At 38.9% G+C, this 18,902-nt stretch carries 16 protein-coding genes; 12 read left to right on the top strand and 4 right to left on the bottom strand.

Annotation, left to right across the window (positions count from 1 at the left end):
• Positions 1-51: 51 nt before the first annotated feature.
• On the top strand, positions 52-1,308 hold the full coding sequence (icd, locus tag RMB03_RS18785; protein ID WP_003650391.1) for an NADP-dependent isocitrate dehydrogenase: 1,257 nt from the start codon (positions 52-54) through the stop codon (positions 1,306-1,308).
• Between the two features lie 37 nt (positions 1,309-1,345).
• Here icd and RMB03_RS18780 read toward each other — a convergent pair whose 3' ends face one another.
• Both RMB03_RS18780 and RMB03_RS18775 read right to left on the bottom strand, forming a co-directional pair.
• Positions 1,346-1,471, bottom strand: coding sequence for a hypothetical protein (locus tag RMB03_RS18780; protein WP_017391875.1), 126 nt, complete (start codon positions 1,469-1,471; stop codon positions 1,346-1,348).
• The gene (locus RMB03_RS18775; protein ID WP_311077241.1) at positions 1,468-2,694 is read right to left on the bottom strand and encodes a YbfB/YjiJ family MFS transporter; all 1,227 of its coding nucleotides are present in this window, start codon (positions 2,692-2,694) and stop codon (positions 1,468-1,470) included. Before RMB03_RS18775 ends, RMB03_RS18780 begins: the two co-directional genes overlap by 4 nt.
• Before the next feature lie 48 nt (positions 2,695-2,742).
• Here RMB03_RS18775 and RMB03_RS18770 point away from each other — a divergent pair, with 48 nt between their 5' ends.
• The 4 genes from RMB03_RS18770 to RMB03_RS18755 all read left to right on the top strand — a co-directional run bounded on the left by RMB03_RS18770 (position 2,743) and on the right by RMB03_RS18755 (position 9,075).
• Positions 2,743-3,624, top strand: a complete 882-nt coding sequence (locus tag RMB03_RS18770; RefSeq protein WP_045429716.1) for a LysR family transcriptional regulator — start codon at positions 2,743-2,745, stop codon at positions 3,622-3,624.
• Positions 3,625-3,832: 208 nt separating this feature from the next.
• Positions 3,833-5,224: an L-cystine transporter gene (locus RMB03_RS18765; RefSeq protein WP_004643616.1), complete on the top strand. Its 1,392-nt coding sequence runs from the start codon at positions 3,833-3,835 to the stop codon at positions 5,222-5,224.
• Between the two features lie 147 nt (positions 5,225-5,371).
• On the top strand, positions 5,372-6,190 hold the full coding sequence (locus tag RMB03_RS18760) for a PhzF family phenazine biosynthesis protein (protein WP_311077240.1): 819 nt from the start codon (positions 5,372-5,374) through the stop codon (positions 6,188-6,190).
• 122 nt (positions 6,191-6,312) lie between these two features.
• Positions 6,313-9,075, top strand: a complete 2,763-nt coding sequence (locus RMB03_RS18755) for a pitrilysin family protein (protein WP_311077239.1) — start codon at positions 6,313-6,315, stop codon at positions 9,073-9,075.
• Between the two features lie 61 nt (positions 9,076-9,136).
• Here the strand turns inward: RMB03_RS18755 and RMB03_RS18750 are convergent, their stop codons facing one another.
• Complete coding sequence (locus RMB03_RS18750) at positions 9,137-9,520, bottom strand: DUF3144 domain-containing protein (protein ID WP_004643612.1); 384 nt, start codon at positions 9,518-9,520, stop codon at positions 9,137-9,139.
• 103 nt (positions 9,521-9,623) lie between these two features.
• Between RMB03_RS18750 and RMB03_RS18745 the strand changes: the two genes are divergently transcribed.
• Entirely contained in the window at positions 9,624-10,256 is a 633-nt protein-coding gene (locus RMB03_RS18745) for a hypothetical protein (protein WP_003650404.1), read from the top strand.
• 35 nt (positions 10,257-10,291) lie between these two features.
• Here the strand turns inward: RMB03_RS18745 and RMB03_RS18740 are convergent, their stop codons facing one another.
• Positions 10,292-11,755 carry a CHAD domain-containing protein gene (locus RMB03_RS18740; RefSeq protein WP_311077238.1) on the bottom strand — a complete coding sequence of 488 codons (1,464 nt, stop codon included), beginning with the start codon at positions 11,753-11,755 and terminating at the stop codon, positions 10,292-10,294.
• Between the two features lie 165 nt (positions 11,756-11,920).
• On the opposite strand from RMB03_RS18740, the gene RMB03_RS18735 reads away from it, so the two are divergent.
• The 6 genes from RMB03_RS18735 to rapA all read left to right on the top strand — a co-directional run bounded on the left by RMB03_RS18735 (position 11,921) and on the right by rapA (position 18,892).
• Positions 11,921-12,304 (top strand): DUF962 domain-containing protein, encoded by a 384-nt coding sequence (locus RMB03_RS18735; RefSeq protein ID WP_231762792.1) that lies wholly within the window; start codon positions 11,921-11,923, stop codon positions 12,302-12,304.
• Positions 12,305-12,419: 115 nt separating this feature from the next.
• Positions 12,420-13,031 carry a thiamine phosphate synthase gene (thiE, locus tag RMB03_RS18730; RefSeq protein WP_311077237.1) on the top strand — a complete coding sequence of 204 codons (612 nt, stop codon included), beginning with the start codon at positions 12,420-12,422 and terminating at the stop codon, positions 13,029-13,031.
• Positions 13,032-13,073: 42 nt separating this feature from the next.
• Positions 13,074-14,372, top strand: a complete 1,299-nt coding sequence (gene hemL, locus RMB03_RS18725) for a glutamate-1-semialdehyde 2,1-aminomutase (protein ID WP_311077236.1) — start codon at positions 13,074-13,076, stop codon at positions 14,370-14,372.
• A 61-nt stretch (positions 14,373-14,433) separates the two neighbouring features.
• Positions 14,434-15,138, top strand: coding sequence for an acyl carrier protein (locus tag RMB03_RS18720; RefSeq protein WP_311077235.1), 705 nt, complete (start codon positions 14,434-14,436; stop codon positions 15,136-15,138).
• 132 nt (positions 15,139-15,270) lie between these two features.
• On the top strand, positions 15,271-15,909 hold the full coding sequence (locus tag RMB03_RS18715) for an RluA family pseudouridine synthase (RefSeq protein ID WP_311077234.1): 639 nt from the start codon (positions 15,271-15,273) through the stop codon (positions 15,907-15,909).
• A 145-nt stretch (positions 15,910-16,054) separates the two neighbouring features.
• Complete coding sequence (gene rapA / locus RMB03_RS18710) at positions 16,055-18,892, top strand: RNA polymerase-associated protein RapA (RefSeq protein WP_311077233.1); 2,838 nt, start codon at positions 16,055-16,057, stop codon at positions 18,890-18,892.
• Positions 18,893-18,902 lie beyond the last annotated feature (10 nt).

The raw sequence follows: 18,902 nt of genomic DNA, 5'->3' as shown, positions 1-18,902 counted from the left end.
TCGATAATTATTTTTAGTTAATTAAGTATTATAAAAGGGAGAATTCACATAATGGGTTATCAGAAGATCGTGGTTCCTGCAGATGGCGACAAAATTAAAGTAAATGCAGACCTGTCACTGAATGTACCAAATCATCCAATTATTCCTTTCATTGAGGGTGATGGTATTGGTGTGGATATTACACCAACCATGAAAGCAGTCGTAGATGCTGCTATTTTAAAAGCTTACGGCGGCAAGCGCTCAATCGAATGGATGGAAGTGTATTGCGGTGAAAAAGCCAATAAAATTTATGGCAGCTATATGCCGGAAGAAACTTTTGAAGCACTTCGTGAGTTTGTTGTCTCAATTAAAGGTCCTTTAACCACGCCCGTTGGCGGCGGTATTCGATCATTAAACGTTGCCTTACGCCAAGAATTAGATTTATATGTTTGTGTACGTCCAGTGCGTTGGTTTGAAGGTGTTCCTTCACCAGTTCAACATCCTGAATTAACAGACATGGTCATTTTCCGTGAGAATTCGGAAGATATCTATGCAGGGATTGAATGGAAAGCCGATTCTGAAGAGGCTAAGAAAGTCATTAGATTCCTTCAAGAAGAAATGGGTGTGACAAAAATCCGTTTCCCAGAAGGCTGTGGTATCGGAATTAAACCTGTATCGAAAGAAGGTTCACAGCGTTTAGTACGCAAAGCCATTCAGTTTGCAATCGAAAATGATAAGCCTTCGGTGACGCTTGTTCACAAGGGTAATATCATGAAATATACCGAAGGGGCGTTCAAAGAGTGGGGCTATGAGCTGGCTCTAGATCGTTTTGGTGGAGAACTGATTGATGGCGGCCCATGGGTTAAAATTAAAAACCCAAGAACTGGTAAAGACATCATCATTAAAGATGTGATTGCAGATGCGTTTTTACAACAGATCCTAATGCGTCCAGCTGATTACTCTGTTATCGCAACGCTTAATTTAAATGGTGACTATATTTCCGATGCGCTCGCAGCAGAAGTAGGCGGCATTGGTATTGCACCGGGTGCAAATATTGGTGGTGCAATTGCAGTTTATGAAGCAACTCATGGCACTGCACCTAAATATGCTGGTCAAGATAAAGTAAACCCAGGTTCTATTATTTTGTCTGCGGAAATGATGCTACGTGATATGGGCTGGACAGAAGCTGCTGATCTGATCATTAAAGGAATTTCAGGAGCGATTGCCGCTAAAACCGTAACTTACGATTTTGAGCGTTTAATGCCGGGTGCAACTTTGTTACGTTGTTCTGAATTTGGTGATGCGATTATAAAACATATGGGAGAGTAATCTTCTATTAAAAAAAGCCCTCGGTTGAGGGCTTTTTTTATTGCAAAAATTCAGGGTGCTTAGTGGTCTTCGTGATACCGACTTTCTTTTGATAACTCTGATCTAGGGCCTGAATAATCAGAACAAAGGCAATTAAAAATAGGGGGAAGAACAGAGATTTCATGATTCGGTTTCTCCGAGAGTTGAGATGTAAGTAGGACGTACAGGAAGTAAAAGGCAAACTGCAAAGAGTAGAACGATTCCACCCAGAAGAAAGAGATGTGCATAAGACCAATGCAAATGATGCAAAGTACTAATGACGACACCACCTAAAAGCTGAGTGCTAGCAAACCCAATCGTGGCCAGACTCCATAGCTTTTGATAACGCTGTTCATAAATCTGTAGCAGACTATAAGAGCTAATAAACACCGTTGCGGGAGTCAGCAATCCTGTAAGAAGGGAAGATAAAGCGAGCAAAGAAGTGGTCTGGGAAAAGAAAGGTAAAACAACAGCTAGACAATAAATGGCATATAACCATTTAATGGTGTGTAAATATCCTATTATTCTGCTTAAGCAATAAGCGACAAATGCACCAATGCAGCTTCCTGCTCCATAGAGAACCCAAAATAAATTCCTTTGCTCTAATGAGAAATGCAAAGTTCCAGATAAATAATCCATCCAGAATAGAGAGTGAGGAATATAAGCAAAGGCACTGCACATATAGGTAATAATAATGACAAGACCTAAACGTGATTTTTGTGAGGCTTGCAGGTTTATAGAATTAGGCTTAATCACCTGAGCAGTATTACGACTTAATAATTGATAAAGCAGTACGCTTCCTAATATGGAGATGCCCGCAAAAATATCCCAAACATAATGCACAGGTATATTTTTAAGTACAGGAATAATAATGGTGGCAGATAACACACCCACGCCAATCCCGCTAAATCCTAAAAAATTAACTTTTAATCTTTGCGTGGTAGGAATGTATTTCATGGCAAAGCTCGGGGCTAAAATCATAAGTAAGCCGCCAGCAATACCAGAAATCGTACGCCAGAAAATGAACCATGCCAGAGGCATATCCATGAATGAGCAGCATAGGAGGCTGAGGCTACCGGCAATAGTTGAGAGTACGATCATGGATGGGATGTACTTTTCTTTAATACTCAATAACGCCAATAAGGCACCAATGAGATATCCCAATAAATTTGCACTCCCTAAGAAGCTGGCAAAATCATGGGTCCAGTGATATTGCTCAATCATGATGGGCATGAGCGCAGTATAGGAAAATCTGAACACTCCAATACCCAAACAAGTTGCCAAAAAGACAAGTAAGCTCATTCGATAAAACGTAGACATGAGAAGGCTCTCAATTTTTTTATTATTAAAAGCTAGTTTTGTGATCATTAAAAATGATTTAATAAGATGATGATTATCTTATTTTGAGATAGTGTAATGTTATTAAAGTCACTAGAGTTTTTCTTGGCGGTCGCAGAGAGTGGAAGTTTTTCATTGGCTGCACAAAAAATGTATACCGTTCAATCGAATATCACGAGCCATATAAAAAAACTTGAAGAAGAGTTGGGGGTGATTTTATTAAATCGCCATAACCCAGTGACGCTAACCAATGCAGGACAACAGCTACATAGTTATGCCGTTCAAATGCTTGCACTACACCATAAAGCTAAAAAAATCTTTCAAGAAGGTGGAATTGATCCTGCTGAATCAATCCGACTTGGAAGTATGGAGACCACAGCTGCAATACGTTTGCCGCAGTTACTCAATCAATGTATGCAGCAATATCCTACTTTACCTATTGAGCTCCAAACTCATCCGACACGTTATTTATTAAATGCTGTACATCAGGGTGAATTGGACTGTGCGTTTGTAGCATCTAAACATTCCATTCCTGAGTTATATAGTTTTCCAGTGTGGCATGAAGAGCTGGTTCTGGTTTGCCCTAAGCAACAAGAGAGCTTTCCAGACATGGCAACTCTTGCAAAAACAAGGTTTATAGCATTTCGGCAAGGTTGTTCATATCGACATGCCATAGAGCTTTTCTTGAATGACTTTAGTATTCCACCTTCGCAAATTATGGAAATGGGGAGTCTGGACGGTATTGTGAGTTGTGTAGAATTGGGTGTTGGTTTTGCTTTATTACCTAAGTCTTATCTGGCAAAAGTTGCGGATAAAGTGTCCGTCAATTGTTTTGGCCTAAATACGGAATCTGCTTTTTTCACTACATATTTAGTTGCCCAGTTACCAGAAACATGGGGAACCAATTTAAAGCAATTTATTTATTTTATTGAGCAACAATTTGAATTAAAGGTTGCTTAGGTAGAGGCTGATTTTTATACATAAATATCTTACGTAATTTATAAATTAAAAGTGATATATATGTATTTAAAAGTCATTTTATATTCTCACGCAGGTTTGTAATCATCTTGATGCTATAAAATTGTTGAAAAGGGTAGTTTATATAGGCCGGCTATGGTCAAATATGCCCCCTTGAAAGATGACACAAGCAATAATTTGGAGTTTGGGAATGAATATACCCTTAATCATCAATATTGTGGTTTTTGTCGGGTTAATATTTTTACTCGCCCAAACACGTAAAACGGACTGGAGCTTATCCAAAAAAGTTCTGGCTGGCTTAATTCTAGGTGTGGTGTTTGGCTTAGGACTACATTTGATTTATGGCGGTGGCCATCCGATTCTTGCTGAATCTATTAGCTGGTTTAATATCGTTGGAAATGGCTATGTAAAACTTTTACAAATGGTTGTTATGCCTTTGGTATTTGTGTCTATTTTGGGAGCGGTTGCAAAATTACACCAAGCATCGTCTTTAGGCAAAATCAGTTTTTACACGATTGGTACTTTACTATTTACAACGCTGATTGCTGCACTCGTAGGGGTATTTGTTACTAACCTGTTTGGCTTAACGGCAAAAGGCTTGGTACAAGGTGCTGCTGAAACTGCACGTTTAACTGCCATTAATACAGATTATGTAGGCAAAGTTACCGATTTAAGTGTGCCGCAATTTATTCTTTCCTTTATTCCAAGTAATCCATTTGCTGAATTAACTGGTGCCAACCCAACTTCAATTATTAGTGTGGTTATCTTTGCCGTGTTCTTAGGTATAGCAGCACTCAACTTAATGAAAGATGATGAAGAAAAAGGTCAGCGTATTTTAACTGCAATCCAGACTTTACAGTCTTGGGTAATGAAGCTTGTTCGTTTAGTGATGACGCTTACACCTTATGGTGTTTTTGCACTCATGACCAAAGTTGTGGCAAGTTCTAACGTAGCAGATATCTTAAACTTAGGCGGTTTCTTGGTGGCGTCTTATTTAGGCTTGGCGATTATGTTTGTCGTACATGCCATTATTTTGACGCTTACAGGTGTTTCTCCACTTAAATTCTTTAAGAAAGTTGCTCCAGTTTTAACGTTTGCATTTACCAGCCGTTCAAGCGCTGCAAGCATTCCACTGAGCATTGAAGCACAAACTCGTCGTTTAGGTATTCCTGAATCTATTGCAAGTTTCTCTGCTTCATTTGGTGCGACAATTGGCCAAAATGGTTGTGCTGGTTTATATCCAGCAATGCTAGCGGTAATGGTTGCACCAACGATGGGAATTAACACGCTAGACCCAATGTGGATTGCATCGTTAGTCGGTATTGTGACTTTAAGTTCAATTGGTGTGGCTGGAGTAGGTGGCGGTGCGACTTTTGCTGCACTGATCGTACTTCCTGCAATGGGCTTACCTGTAACCTTGGTTGCACTTCTTATTTCAATTGAACCATTAATTGATATGGGACGTACTGCATTAAACGTAAATGGTTCAATGACTGCGGGTGTTGTTACCAGTCAATTTATGGGCCAGACAGATAAAGAAATATTAAACAGTGAAGATGAAATTGAATTAACACATCATTAATAAACTGCAAGAGACGACTCAATCTTATTGGATTGGGTCGTTTTTTTATGTGTGAATAATGGCTGTAATGCTAATTTTTAAAAATCTGTGTCTGTTTATATTTAAAAAAATTGAAGACAATGAGTTAATTTAAAAGAGTTGAATATCATGAAAATGTATCAAGTCGATGCTTTTACAAAAGAGTTATTTCGTGGAAATCCGGCTGCTGTGGTTGTTGAAAAAGAATGGCTAGATGCAGATTTAATGCAGAAGATAGCATTTGAAAATAACTTGTCTGAAACTGCTTTTGTCAAAATCATAGACTCTGAAAATTATGAAATCCGTTGGTTTACTCCAACAGTTGAAGCTGATTTTTGTGGGCATGCCACTCTTGCTAGTGCTTTTGTAATATTTAAAGATTTTACTAAGAAAAAGACGATTAATTTTCATGTACGAAACTTAGGGCTTTTTATAGTTCATCAAGATGAAGACGGCAAAATTAGAATGAATTTTCCAATTTGTAAAGCTCATCAAGTTGAAGATTATCCGGCTATTTTACGTCAAGCTTTAAGCAAACCTTTTAAAGCGGTTTATCAAAATCCTTATGCCTACGTCGTTGAATATGAGTCAGTTCAAGATGTATTGGATGAAAAACCAGACATAAATTTGCTAAAAAAATTAGGTAAGTTACGTACTGCTGTTACAGCAAATGATGTGGATGTTGCAATAACATCAAAAACAGACCAGCAATATGATTGTGTCTCTCGCTATTTTGCACCTGTCGCAGGTATTGATGAAGACCCCGTAACAGGTTCAATTCATACTGCTATAGCCCCGTTATGGGCAGAAAAGCTTGGGAAAAATAATATTGTGGCTTATCAGGCTTCTAGCCGCGGAGGCATTTTATATTGCAATATTCTGTCTGAAGAACGTATTGAAATTTCAGGATATGGGAAACTTTATATGCAAGCTGAAATTTTTCTTTAAAATATAAGGCCGTTTAAATAAACGGCTTTTTTTTCAAAACTTTACTATGAAAGTCAGCTTAAATTTCCTACTATAGTCCCACAACTATTGATTTTTTATTATTCAAATTAATTGGTATTTATATGTTTATGCAGTTTAAACAACTGACTCTCTCCCTATGTATTCTTAGTTTAAGTGCTGCGTCTTGGGCACAAACCACACTAGTAAAAAGCAAGCAAAATATTGAGGAATATAAATTAGATAATGGTTTTCGGATTGTACTTGCACCGAATGACAAAGAAAATAAAATCTTTATTAATACCATTTATTTAACAGGTTCATTAAATGATCCGCAAGGCAAAAGTGGCTTAGCTCACTTGCTTGAACACTTGGCTTTTAAGGGGACAAAGAATGTTAAAGGGGAAGAATTCCAGCGCCGTTTAGATCAATATACATTGATGACGAATGCGAGTACGGATTATTATTCAACCAAATATACCAATATCGTTCGTCCAGAAAAAACTGCACTAAATGAAGTGTTGTACCTTGAATCTGAGCGTATGGATAAATTGGTTCTACAAGAAAAATTTGTTCCTTCTGAAATTGAAATCGTAAAGCGTGAACGTGAAGTCCGTATGGATCAGCCTTTTGCTGTTTTAATGGACCAAATGTGGAAATCGGCTTATGGCAATCAATATTTAGGTCGTTTACCGATTGGTGATTTGCCTGAGCTTAAATCTATTAAAATGCCTGAATTGAACCAGTTTTATCGTAGCTGGTATGCACCGAATAATGCAGTCATGGTTGTTTCGGGTAAATTCGATAAAACAGATGTCTTAAAAACAATTGATCAATATTTTAGTCCAATCGCGGCACGAGAAGTTCCGAAGGCTGTACAGATTCCTGTACTCGACTCTACAAAAATAAAAAATCGTCAGTTTGTGGTGAAAAAGGGGAGCGATCTCGCTAAATTCCATATTTATATGAATGGAAAAAACACCAAAATTCAGCCAACACTAGCGTTAGCTCCTTTGCTATATACCATGCAACCAAGTGGTCATTTATATCAGAACATGGTTGAAACTGGCATTACCACAAATGTTGATGCGAGTACGTGGTTAGACCAAGATTTTAATGTGGTATTTCTAGGCGCTATTTATGCACCAAGTAATGATCCTAAAAAAGTTGAAAGCTCTTTGCTAGCGGGTATTGAAAAAGGAAAGCCTTTTACTGAAGTTGAATTAAATCGTGTTAAAAATTTAATGAAAACCCAAGGTGACTTAATCACCAAAGATGCGGTAGCACTTGGGTCACGTTTGAGTGATTACACTGTTGCTGGTGGGCAATGGGATCAATATTTTAAAGATTTAGATTCGGTAAAAAACGTTAAGCTAGATGAAGTAAATCAAACTTTAAAACTGTTCCTTGTTGCTGAGCATCGTATTGACGGTGATATTTTGCCAACACCTGAAGACCAGAAGAAAGCTCAACAACAAAACTCAAAAGATGCGCCTAAAACCTTAGATCAGGTGGAAGCAAAGGCTGAGCCTTTAAAAGATCCGAAGGCGTATCAACAAGAAGTCGCTGAGTTTTTAAAAACTTCTAAGCAATATGTTGAAAGCAATGAGAAAAAGATTATTCGTGGAAAGCTGAAAAATGGAATGAAGTATGCTTTATTCCCAGTTGAAACACGTGATGATCGTACTTATGCCACAATTACGATGGACTTCGGGACAGAGAAATCTTTATTTAATAAAGGTACAGTAGTTGATTTAACCTCATATTTATTACTACGTGGTTCTGATAAATACAGTTTGCAAGATATTGCCGATAAGTCGATTGATGCGGGTGGGGCCGCTTATGCGAGCGCTGATGGTAATGGCATGACCATTAATATTCAGTCTAAATCAGAAAAATTTGATGAATTCTTTAAGTTTGCTCTTGATGTGATGAAAAATCCAAAATTTGAGCAATCTCAATTTGATTTGATTAAATCGCAGAGCTTATCTAGTTTAGATCGTCCGTATACTGAGCCGGATGTTGTAGCAGGTTTAACACTTTCCCGTTTACTGGAAGAATATCAACCGGGAGATTTGCGTTACCACTTTGAACCAGAGTTGGCAAAGCAGCAATTGAAAAGTGCTACTCAAGAACAAGTGAAAGAGTTGTACGAGCGGTTCTTTGCTATGAACCACGCTCAGATTGCGATTACGGGTGGGTTTGATCCGAAAAAAATGCAGAAATTACTTAATCAGGAATTTGGTCGTTGGAATGGTAAACAGCCTTATCAAAAAATCCTGATTGATCATGTTGATTTTCCAGCTCAGCAAGTTCATGTTTTATCTGAGCAACGCGAGTTTGGTAGCTACCAAAGTGTTCTCTCTCTACCAGTCGGAAAAAATCATCCTGATGCATCTGCTTTAATTTTACTTAACTATATTTTAGGTGAGTCTCAAATTTCATCACGTTTGGCTCAAGAGCTTCGTGAGAAAAATGCATTGGTTTATGGTTTTGGAAGTGGGTTACAGCTTGATCGTGATACTAATGTAGGTGCTTTAAGCATTAGTGCAAATTATACTTCGGGCCGCTCAGCGCAGGTTTCTGCATCAATACATAAAGTATTGAATGACTTGTTGAAAAATGGTGTGACAGAGCAAGAGCTTGAAGCTGCAAAAGCAGATATCATGAAGAAACGTGTTACGGCATTAGAGGATGAACGTAATATTCATGGGATGTTAAATCTCCAGCTTGAGTCAGGTAAAACATTAATGGACCGTGTAAAACACGATCAAAATCTGACTAAACTGACTGTTGCTGATGTAAATGCAGCAATTAAAAAATATATTAAACCTGAACATTTAGTTGAGGTAATGGCTGATCAATATGGTCAGGCAGCAAAAAAATAAAGTCTTCTTTTAAATAAAAAGCCACTCAATTGTGGCTTTTTATTTGGGTATTTAAATCATTTTAATGATCATGTTTATGCGCGTGAAAATCTTCATTTTTACGGAAACGTAAATAATTTTCGAACTGTTCACAGTACTCATCAAAGTTATCTTCAAGCATCATTTGAAATTGTTGCACAAGATAAGACATGACTTGATCTTTAGCATCACGCATTTCATCGCCATCTTTAAAATTATTTGCTGCTACCCATGTGTTAAAACGGGCGCTTGCAAACAACATTGCTGCACTCACTTGACCACGCAGCTCGGCTGGATCTGGTTTTTCACCTTTTGGCGGGCGACAAAAATCATTGGCCTGTTTAATGAATTCATCCGCACGCTCAAAGAAAACCGCATTTAAAGCTTCTTCTTCAGTAACATCTGTTGCATTGATCTTTTGAGACATGACTTATTCCCGCAAAAATAGAGTTGCTTATTATAGGCAAAGCCTTGCGGAAACAAAACCTTTGCCTTAGTCTGTAAATAGCCTAAGTATCGGGAGGTTTAATATGCAAGATGCAATTGCTATTCAAAGTTTAAAAACGGATATCGCTTTATTACGACAGCATATTTTCCCGCCTCAATATTTAGAACATGTGGAAGGGCTGCCAATCTATTATGGTTTACAACAAGAAGTCGAAATTTATTACCAACAATGGCAAGGCCTAATTGAAAGGGCACAAGAACTTTTTCAACCCTTTATGGAAGATGAATTACCAGATGCCATTCATTTGCCAAGTCATTTAAATTTACCCTTGTTCTTTTTTCATGTAGACCGAATTCGGATTAATAAAACACGTGCGAAAGAGTCTAAAACTTTCCGCGGCGTTGCAAGTCTTATTGAAAAATGCGGGCAGTTCGAAACAGATCAGATTTTTACAATGCAAGAATGGTTGCAGAGTGACGATACTGCTGCACTGGTGGCTCATCGTGAGTTTATCGATTTAAGAACTTATGTATTCCAACATGGCCAAAGTGAATATACCCGTTCACGTTTTTATACCAACGGTATTGTGTTAGGGGTAGAGCCACATTTTAAATTGGTCGATGCCCGTGATAAGCCAAGAAAGCAACGTAGTGATAGCTATAATGACCCGTTAGCAGATAATGGTGTATGGAAAGTATTTGGTAAGTATAGATAAAAAGTCGCTGCACGTTTACAGCGACTTTTTATAAATTACCAGAACGTTTCAGCCTGACTAAAAGTTTGTAAAGCTTTGGCGGACCGTTTTTGTAAGTGAGGCTGTTTGGCTTTTACCCATCCTAGTGCAAACCAGAAAGACGAGTCATTTTCGACAATTTTATTGAAAATACCTTCTGCAATAAATAAGTCGTTATATTGACCTAAGGTGTTTTGTACAGGTTGTAGCTGTTTTAAATATTGCTGTACTTTTTTGTCAGGATAAAGACTTGAAATAAACTCAACACAATAACGTAACTGCTTAGCTGTCTTGCGTATTTTGTGTTGTTCAGTGACTTCAAGCTCAGAGAAATGTTCAGCATTGCTGATCACTTTATGATGTAGCTTATCTAAACTCTTTTTAATATGTTTTTTTAACCCACCTGTTTTGTTCTTTGAATCTTCTTCTGAATACGCAAATGCTAATAAATCGAGTAATAGTTTAATCGTGTCCGAAGAGGTAAATAGTATTGAGAGCTCTTTTAATGGCTGTGCCGAAACGGGTAGTAAAAGCTCAGGTGAACCGTGTTGCTTAATGATTGGTAACACCTCGGTGCGAATAGCATCTTCATCACGAGTGTCTCCAAGCTGGCGGAAAAGCTCAGCAATTTGTTCTTCCCAAAGAGGATTTACCTCGTTTGACCAGCTAGAAAAATGTTTAAGTGCGCTACGTAAACGGCGCAAACTTACACGTGCCTGATGAATATGTTCAGCTTCGGCAACGCCATCGGCAATTGCAGCCATATTTGGTAAAAATTGTCCTAAACAGTTTTCTACAATCTTTTTGAGGGCCTGTTCAGCAGTAATACCTTTATTTAATGTTAGCGCTTTGGCATGAACAGCGGGTGAAGCCGCTTGCCCCAGCGCTAATAAATTACCACGCTCGGCTTTACTTCTTACATCGAGCCAAAGGGTATAACGATTAATCCATTGCTGTGCAAACTGAATAAGTGTTTTAACTGCGCCTTGTTTAAGTTCAAATTCAACTTCGCAAATTATGCTTTGAGCAGTTGCGGTTTTTACTACACCGTCATCAAGGCAAACTTCAATCGCTGTATTGTCTGCTTCAAACACATGATAAGTACGCTGTACATCCGTTTCAAATTGCAAACTTAATTTTTTAGCTTCTTTACCTAGGGCTGTATTAAGTAAATCAGTCACTACTTTATTGTCTTGATATAACTCAAGGTTTAAATCAGGTTCTTGGTCACATTTGCCTAAAAAAACTTCTTCTTCAACACGGTGTAAATGGCTTTGACCAGCAGCTTTAAATGTTTGGACCCAAAGATCATTTTCTTTACGTAAACGTAGCGCCATGCCATTTTTTGCGAGTAATCGATCGGGGGTGTCGTAATATTTTGCCTGTAGATGAATCTGCTGTGCTTTATGCTTTTTTAAGTATTGTTGAACAGATTTTTTCTTCGATTCAGGTAACTGAAACTTAAGCTCAACTTCAACCATAATGTATCTCCCTGAATCAGTTATTTAAACTATCTTGAATGAGTATAATAGCTTAGTACTAAAAGTAATGGTTTTGATAGAGAAAGTTACAATCAAACATATGACGCTATGCTTTTATTTCGGTGTACAATCAGGTGACGTTTTGATCAAATAAAAATCAGGAAGATGATCGTGAATGCACCCATAAACTTTAACCATGAAGCTCAGCCAGAGTTTGAATTGCCGATTAAAAACTATCAGGAATTTTATCGTTTTTACTTAACCGAACACCGTAACATCATGAGCAGACGCTTACATGTGGTGGGTAGTAGTATAGGCATATACTTTTTTTCGAAAGCAATTCGTAAAAAACAAGCCAAATATGTAGTCTATGGTTTGGTAGCGGGTTACGCAAACGCTTGGGTTGGACATTTTGTGTTTGAAAAAAATAAACCTGCGAGTTTTAAACAACCTTTCTATAGCTTTATTTCTGATTGGCGAATGCTATCTGATGTTGCACGTGGTCGTTTGAGTTTGACTGATCGCAAACACGATAAAATTCCAAGTTAATTTTTATTTCTATTCTTAATAGACCGATTGGTACTGGTAAGCCCATATCAATCGGTACTTATGATGACCTATAAATCCGTTATACTAGCGAAGTTTTTTAAAGCAAGAGTAGAGTATGCGCGGTTTATATCTGATTACCAATGATGACCCAATTCAATTATTATTAGAAAAACTAGATGTCGCGCTCGCAACTAAACAGGTCGCAATTTTACAGTACCGCCGTAAAAAAATAGAAAAAACTGACCAACCTGCTGAAGTTGAGCAAATCAAACTATTGTGTGAAAAATATCAGGTTCCTTTTGTGATTAATGATGACCTAGAACTGGCTGCTCAGTTTGGTTTAGGTGTGCATTTAGGGCAAAGTGACGGTGAAATTACCGATGCCAAATCTCAGTTACCACAAAATGTCATTATTGGTCGTACTTGTTTGAATTCTTTAGAGCTTGCCCAAAAGGCGATTGCAGATGGTACAACTTATATTGCATTTGGTGCTGTCTATGCGACCTCTACAAAACCTGAAGCAGGTAATGTGGGTATTGAAGTGATTAAGCAGGCAGCAGCTCAATATGATCTACCGATTTGTGCTATTGGCGGCTTAACTGTTGAAAACTCCAAACCTGTGATTGAGGCTGGGGCTGACCTGTGTGCCGTCATTAGTGATATATTAGGCCGATCAACTGCTGAAATTCCTGCCCGTGTACAGGCGTGGGCACAATTATTTTCTTAAGCTTTCAAAATTATTTTTTAGATATTTAAGACGAGCATTTCCATGAGTTTATCTCCAAAGCAAGAACAGTTATTTAAACAAGCCAGCAAACACATTCCAGGTGGTGTGAACTCTCCGGTACGTGCCTTTAATGGCGTTGGAGGAACACCTGTTTTCATCGAGAAAGCGAAAGGTGCATATTTGTGGGATGTTGATGGTAAGCGCTATGTTGACTATGTTGGTTCGTGGGGACCAATGATTTTGGGCCATGCTCATCCAGAAATTATTAAAGCAGTACAAACAGCCGCAGAAGATGGTTTAAGTTTTGGTGCACCGACCGTACACGAAACAACGTTGGCAGATATTATCTGTGAAATCATGCCATCAATTGAATTGGTACGTATGACGAACTCTGGTACAGAAGCGACCATGACGGCTATTCGTTTAGCGCGTGGTTATACTGGCCGTGACAAAATTGTGAAGTTTGAAGGTTGCTACCATGGGCATTCTGACTCGCTGTTAGTAAAAGCAGGTTCGGGCTTACTCACTTTAGGTGAAGGTGAACCAACTTCAAAAGGTGTTCCAGTTGACTTTGCTAAACACACTTTAACGCTTCCATACAACGATATTGCCGCATTAAAAGAGTGCTTTGCCAAGTTCGGTCATGAAATTGCGGGTGTCATTATTGAGCCTGTCGCAGGTAACATGAATATGGTGAAACCAATTGACGGTTTCTTACAAGCCATTCGTGATGTGTGTGATGAATATAAATCTGTCTTTATTATTGATGAAGTCATGACAGGTTTCCGTGTTGCATTAGGTGGCGCTCAATCAGTTTATAACGTTAAGCCAGACTTAACGACCTTAGGTAAAATTATTGGTGCTGGCTTACCCGTAGGTGCATTTGGCGGTAAACGTGAAATCATGGAATGCATCGCACCTTTAGGTGGCGTATACCAAGCAGGTACTTTATCTGGGAATCCACTCGCTATGCGTGCTGGTATTGAGATGTTCAAACATTTACGTCAACCAGACTTTTACAGCAACTTATCAGCTCAACTTGAAAAGTTACTTGCAGGTTTACAAGCAGCAGCTGATGAAGCGGGGATTCCATTTAAAACTCAGCAAGCTGGTGCAATGTTCGGTCTTTACTTTACCGATCAAGAAGATATTACAAGCTTCGACTCTATGTTGGCATGTGATATTGAAGCTTTCAAAAAGTTCTTCCATGGCATGTTAAAGCGTGGTGTAAACTTGGCACCGTCAGCATTTGAAGCAGGTTTTATTTCATCTGCTCATTCTGATGACGATATTGAATATACGATTCAGGCTGCAAAAGAAACATTCGCTGAAATGAAGTAAGCAAAAAAGCCCGTTTAAAACGGGCTTTTTAATTTGAGCTATTTTTTATTTGTAGAGAACAATGTTTTATCCTTTACCTCGAAAAATCCAATTAGCAGCAAATACTTCAAATTGGCCAATTGAGTCTACGCAAAGTATTTTGTTGATGATTGGACTAAATGAACTTAAAGTTTTACCGGATTGGGCAGGGCAGCCATTAGCCGATCATTTAGAATTGCTAAGTAAAAGAGCGCAGGCGCTCGAAATTCCAGTCATTTTTATTGATGCATCTCAGCTTCAACAAACCATGTTGCAGCTTGGTCAGCAACTATCAGCAAATAGTAAAGCCCAAGTTGTGATGGTAGGCAATTTGTCACCTCTTTTTAAACAGGTCATGCAGCTTGTTTTATCTATTACCGATTATGTAGCTATTGTAAATGATGCGTTCTTGGCGGCTAATCTAGAGCAGCATATCCAATGGGTTGAAAAGATCAGTTTTGACCATATAAAACATTTAAATACACAGACCTTAATGCGCTTATGGTCTTTAAGTACACCGTCTGAATATATTTTGTCGGATAAAGGAATTTTATTGGCCATTGCTGAACAGGTTGGACGACATCCTATGGAGGTTCACCCTGAAATTGATTTACGAAACTATGGATTAAATCAATCTGCTGTGAATTATCTAGTCGACCTATGGCGTGCGAACGGCGCAAGCCTGAGCGCTGAAGAGGTGATGCAAGCACCTACCTTGCAACATATTATGCAGTTATTGAAGTATTGACTCATCCTAGACCCAACGTGCGCCATAATATTTGCAAATTATGCTGTTAATTTACCCGAACGGCATTGTAATTCGGACGTAAGCTTTTTATTATTGCCCGCTTGTTTTTCATCTTACCTTGGGAATACAACTTTGAGTGATTTTCTAAGTGAACATCTGATCTATCGTGATGATGATTTTATGGTGATTCATAAACCTTCGGACATCTTGAGTGTTCCGGGTAAGGGTGATTTACATGATAGCGTTCTGACAAGGTTGGTTGCGATTGAGCCTAAAACTTTGCTCATTCACCGTCTAGATCGAGACACTTCAGGTATTTTGGTATTTGGTTTATCTAAGCGCGGTCAAAGTGCGATTGCACGCCAATTCCAAGACCGTCAGACTTCAAAAATATATGAAGCACTAGTTGCCGGTCATTTAGAGGGTGAGGGAACAGTAGATATTCCTGTTATCTATGATCCAAGCCGACCACCTTTACATATTGTCGATGCTTCTCACAATAAGCCTGCTTTAACCCATTGGCAGGTTCTAGAAAATTTTCAGATTCAGGGACAACCTGTAACGCGTGTGAAATTAACACCAATTACGGGTCGATCCCATCAACTCCGTGTACACATGCAATATCTTGGGCATCCAATTGTAGGTGACACGCTGTATGCAACATCGGAGCAGCAACTTGTTCCGCGTTTGTGTTTGCATGCTAAACAGTTAAGTTTTAATCATCCTGTCACAGCAGAAACATTAACTTTTGACTGTCCTGTACCGTTTTAATGTAAAAAATTTTAATGCGTGATTTTTTGTAGCAAAGTTATTTAATTGGTTTTTGCTTCAAAATTTTGCTTTAAAGACTACATAAAAAGATGCAAAAATAAGCTAATTTGCATCGTACAATATGTAGTGCGAACTTGAGAGAAAGGTGGAAAAATTGCAGCAGTATGCTATTGGTCAACGTTGGCTATCAGACACAGAGACTGAGCTCGGTTTAGGTGTACTTATTGATGTAGATGAAAGATCTGTCAGCATTTTATTCCCCAAAAGTGATGAGACACGTGTATATGCACGTAATAACGCTCCACTATCTCGTATCATCTTTAACACAAATGATGAAGTTCAAGATCAGGAAGGCAAGAAGTGGATTGTTGAATCTGTTGAAGACCGACATGGCGTTTTGCGTTACAACGTGGTTCGTACATTAGAAAATGGCGGGCAAGATCGTAAAGCGTTGAACGAAACACGTATCGGTGCGCAAATTCAGTTGTCGAAACCTCTAGATCGTTTGCTTGCAAGTCAGGTTGATTATAAAGAGTGGTATGACCTGCGTATTGAAGCGATGTTAATGCAAGCACAAATGCAGAATAGCCCTCTACGCGGTATGATTGGTGCGCGAGTTGGTTTAATTCCGCATCAGCTTTATATCGCACACGAAGTTGGTAAGCGTTTTGCACCTCGTGTTTTACTTGCCGATGAAGTGGGCTTGGGTAAAACAATTGAAGCTGGCTTAATTATCCACCAACAGCTTAAAACCGGACGCTCAGAACGAATTCTTATTTTAGTCCCTGATTCTCTACAGTATCAGTGGATGATTGAAATGCGCCGTCGTTTTAACTTGCAATTCTCTCTGTTTGATTTAACACGTACCGCATCTATTAAAGAACATGATCCTGAACTTAACCCGTTCCTGACTGAGCAATGCATTATTGCTAGCGTTGACTTAATGGTTGACCATGATGATTTGCGTGAGCAAGCCATCGAAGCTGGGTTTGATTTGCTCGTGGTTGATGAAGCACATCATTTGATGTGGAGCGAAGAAGAAGGCGGGAATGACCGCTACGATTTAATCGAAGAGCTAGCTGAAAATACGGCTGGGGTATTGTTGCTTACTGCAACACCTGAACAGCTTGGTGTAGAAAGTCATTTTGCGCGTTTACGTTTACTTGATCCGCAGCGTTTTAGTAGTTTAGAGCGCTTCTTAGATGAAGAAACTCAGTACCAGCAGACTGCAAAAATTGCTGAAGTGCTTATGTCTGATCAACCTTTAGCTCCTGAGCATTTATCTGCTTTAGAGGGCTTGTTAGGGCATAGTATTGAAGACCAGCCTGAACAGCGCTTTAGAGCAATTCACGAATTATTAGACCGTCACGGTACTGGACGTATTTTATTCCGTAATACACGTGAAGCCATTCAAGGCTTTCCTGGACGTGATTGTCAGCCAGCACCATTACCAGCACCAGAAGATTGGTCAAAAGATGGTAAATTACGTGAGCAAATGTGGCCAGAAGAAGCACAAATTGATGGTTCATGGATGCAAAATGACCCGCGTGTGTTATGGGTAATGGAAGTTCTGCGCAAAGATCTCAAGCATAAAAAAGTGCTTTTAATTGCGCGCAGTGGGCCAGTTGTTGAAGCTTTAGAAAATGTGTTGCGTTTGCATGCAGGTATCCGTACTGCCATGTTCCATGAGGGCATGAGCTTACTTGAACGTGACCAAGCAGCTGCTTATTTTGCTGAAGAAAGCTATGGTGCACAAATTCTACTGTGTTCGGAAATTGGTTCAGAAGGCCGTAATTTCCAATTCGCCAGTGATCTAATTTTATTTGATCTACCAGCTAACCCTGATGTTTTAGAGCAACGTATTGGACGTTTAGACCGTATTGGTCAAGAAAACCGTATTCAGATTCATGTGCCATATCTTGTGGGAACAGCTCAAGAGCGTATGTTCCGTTGGTATAATGAAGCACTTAATATTTTCAGCAATATTTCGCCAACAGCACAAACGTTGCAAGAAAACTTTATTGTTGAATTAAAAGACTGTTTGCTTGCAGACCAAGGTCAAACATTTGAAGATTTGCTTGAAGAAGTAAATGTTCAACGTCAGGCCTTGGAAGCTGAACTTCAAGCAGGGCGAGATCGTTTACTTGAATATAACTCATGTCGTCCAATCGTGGCGCAAGAGATTGTTCAGGCATTAGAAGATTATGATGACAACACAACGCTTCCGATGTTTGTGAAGCGTTTCATGTCATCAACCAATATCGACTTTGATGAGCAAAGCAACGGTACTGTGATTATTCGTCCAACAGATCAAATGCAAGTGCAAGGTTTGTCGCTAGACGAAGAAGGCATGACAGCAACGTTCTATCGTGATCAGGCTCAGCTTCGCGAAGATGCCCAATATTTAACTTTAGAGCATCCATTCATTGAAAGTGTAATGGAAATGATCCGTACGCAATCATTTGGTAGTACTAATGTTGCTGTACTCAAATCAAATGCGTTAAAGCAGGGTTCAGTATTAATCGAAGTATGGTTTAAAGTCGATGTGGTGGCACCTAAGGCGTTAAATCTACCATCGAGCTTACCTAAGCAATTAATTCGTGTACTGTTAAGCGAAAATGGTCAAGATTTGTCTGAGAAAATTGATCCGACTATCTTAAAACCATATTTACACCATTTAGATGGCAATAGCTGTCGTCAGGTGGTTAAAGCTCGCCGTGATATCATTGAGGAACGTTATAAACAAGCGTTAGATATCGCGAAAGTTGATTTGCCACAGCTTCAGCAGCAAGCAAAAGAACACTATGGTAATAAATGGCAATATGAAATTGACCGTTTAACCTATTTAAAACAGTTCAATCCAAGTATTCGTCAAGATGAAATTGAACGCTTACAAAAGTTGCAAAAAGAAGGCTTGAGCTTGCTGGATGGTTTAACTGTTACACCAGAAGCAATTCAAGTATTAGTTGTGGTTAAGCCATAATTAACTTAAA

It is taken from the genome of Acinetobacter sp. V91_7 (assembly GCF_031799075.1).
Lineage (GTDB): Bacteria > Pseudomonadota > Gammaproteobacteria > Pseudomonadales > Moraxellaceae > Acinetobacter > Acinetobacter calcoaceticus.
This window is presented reverse-complemented; position numbering and strand designations above follow the sequence as displayed.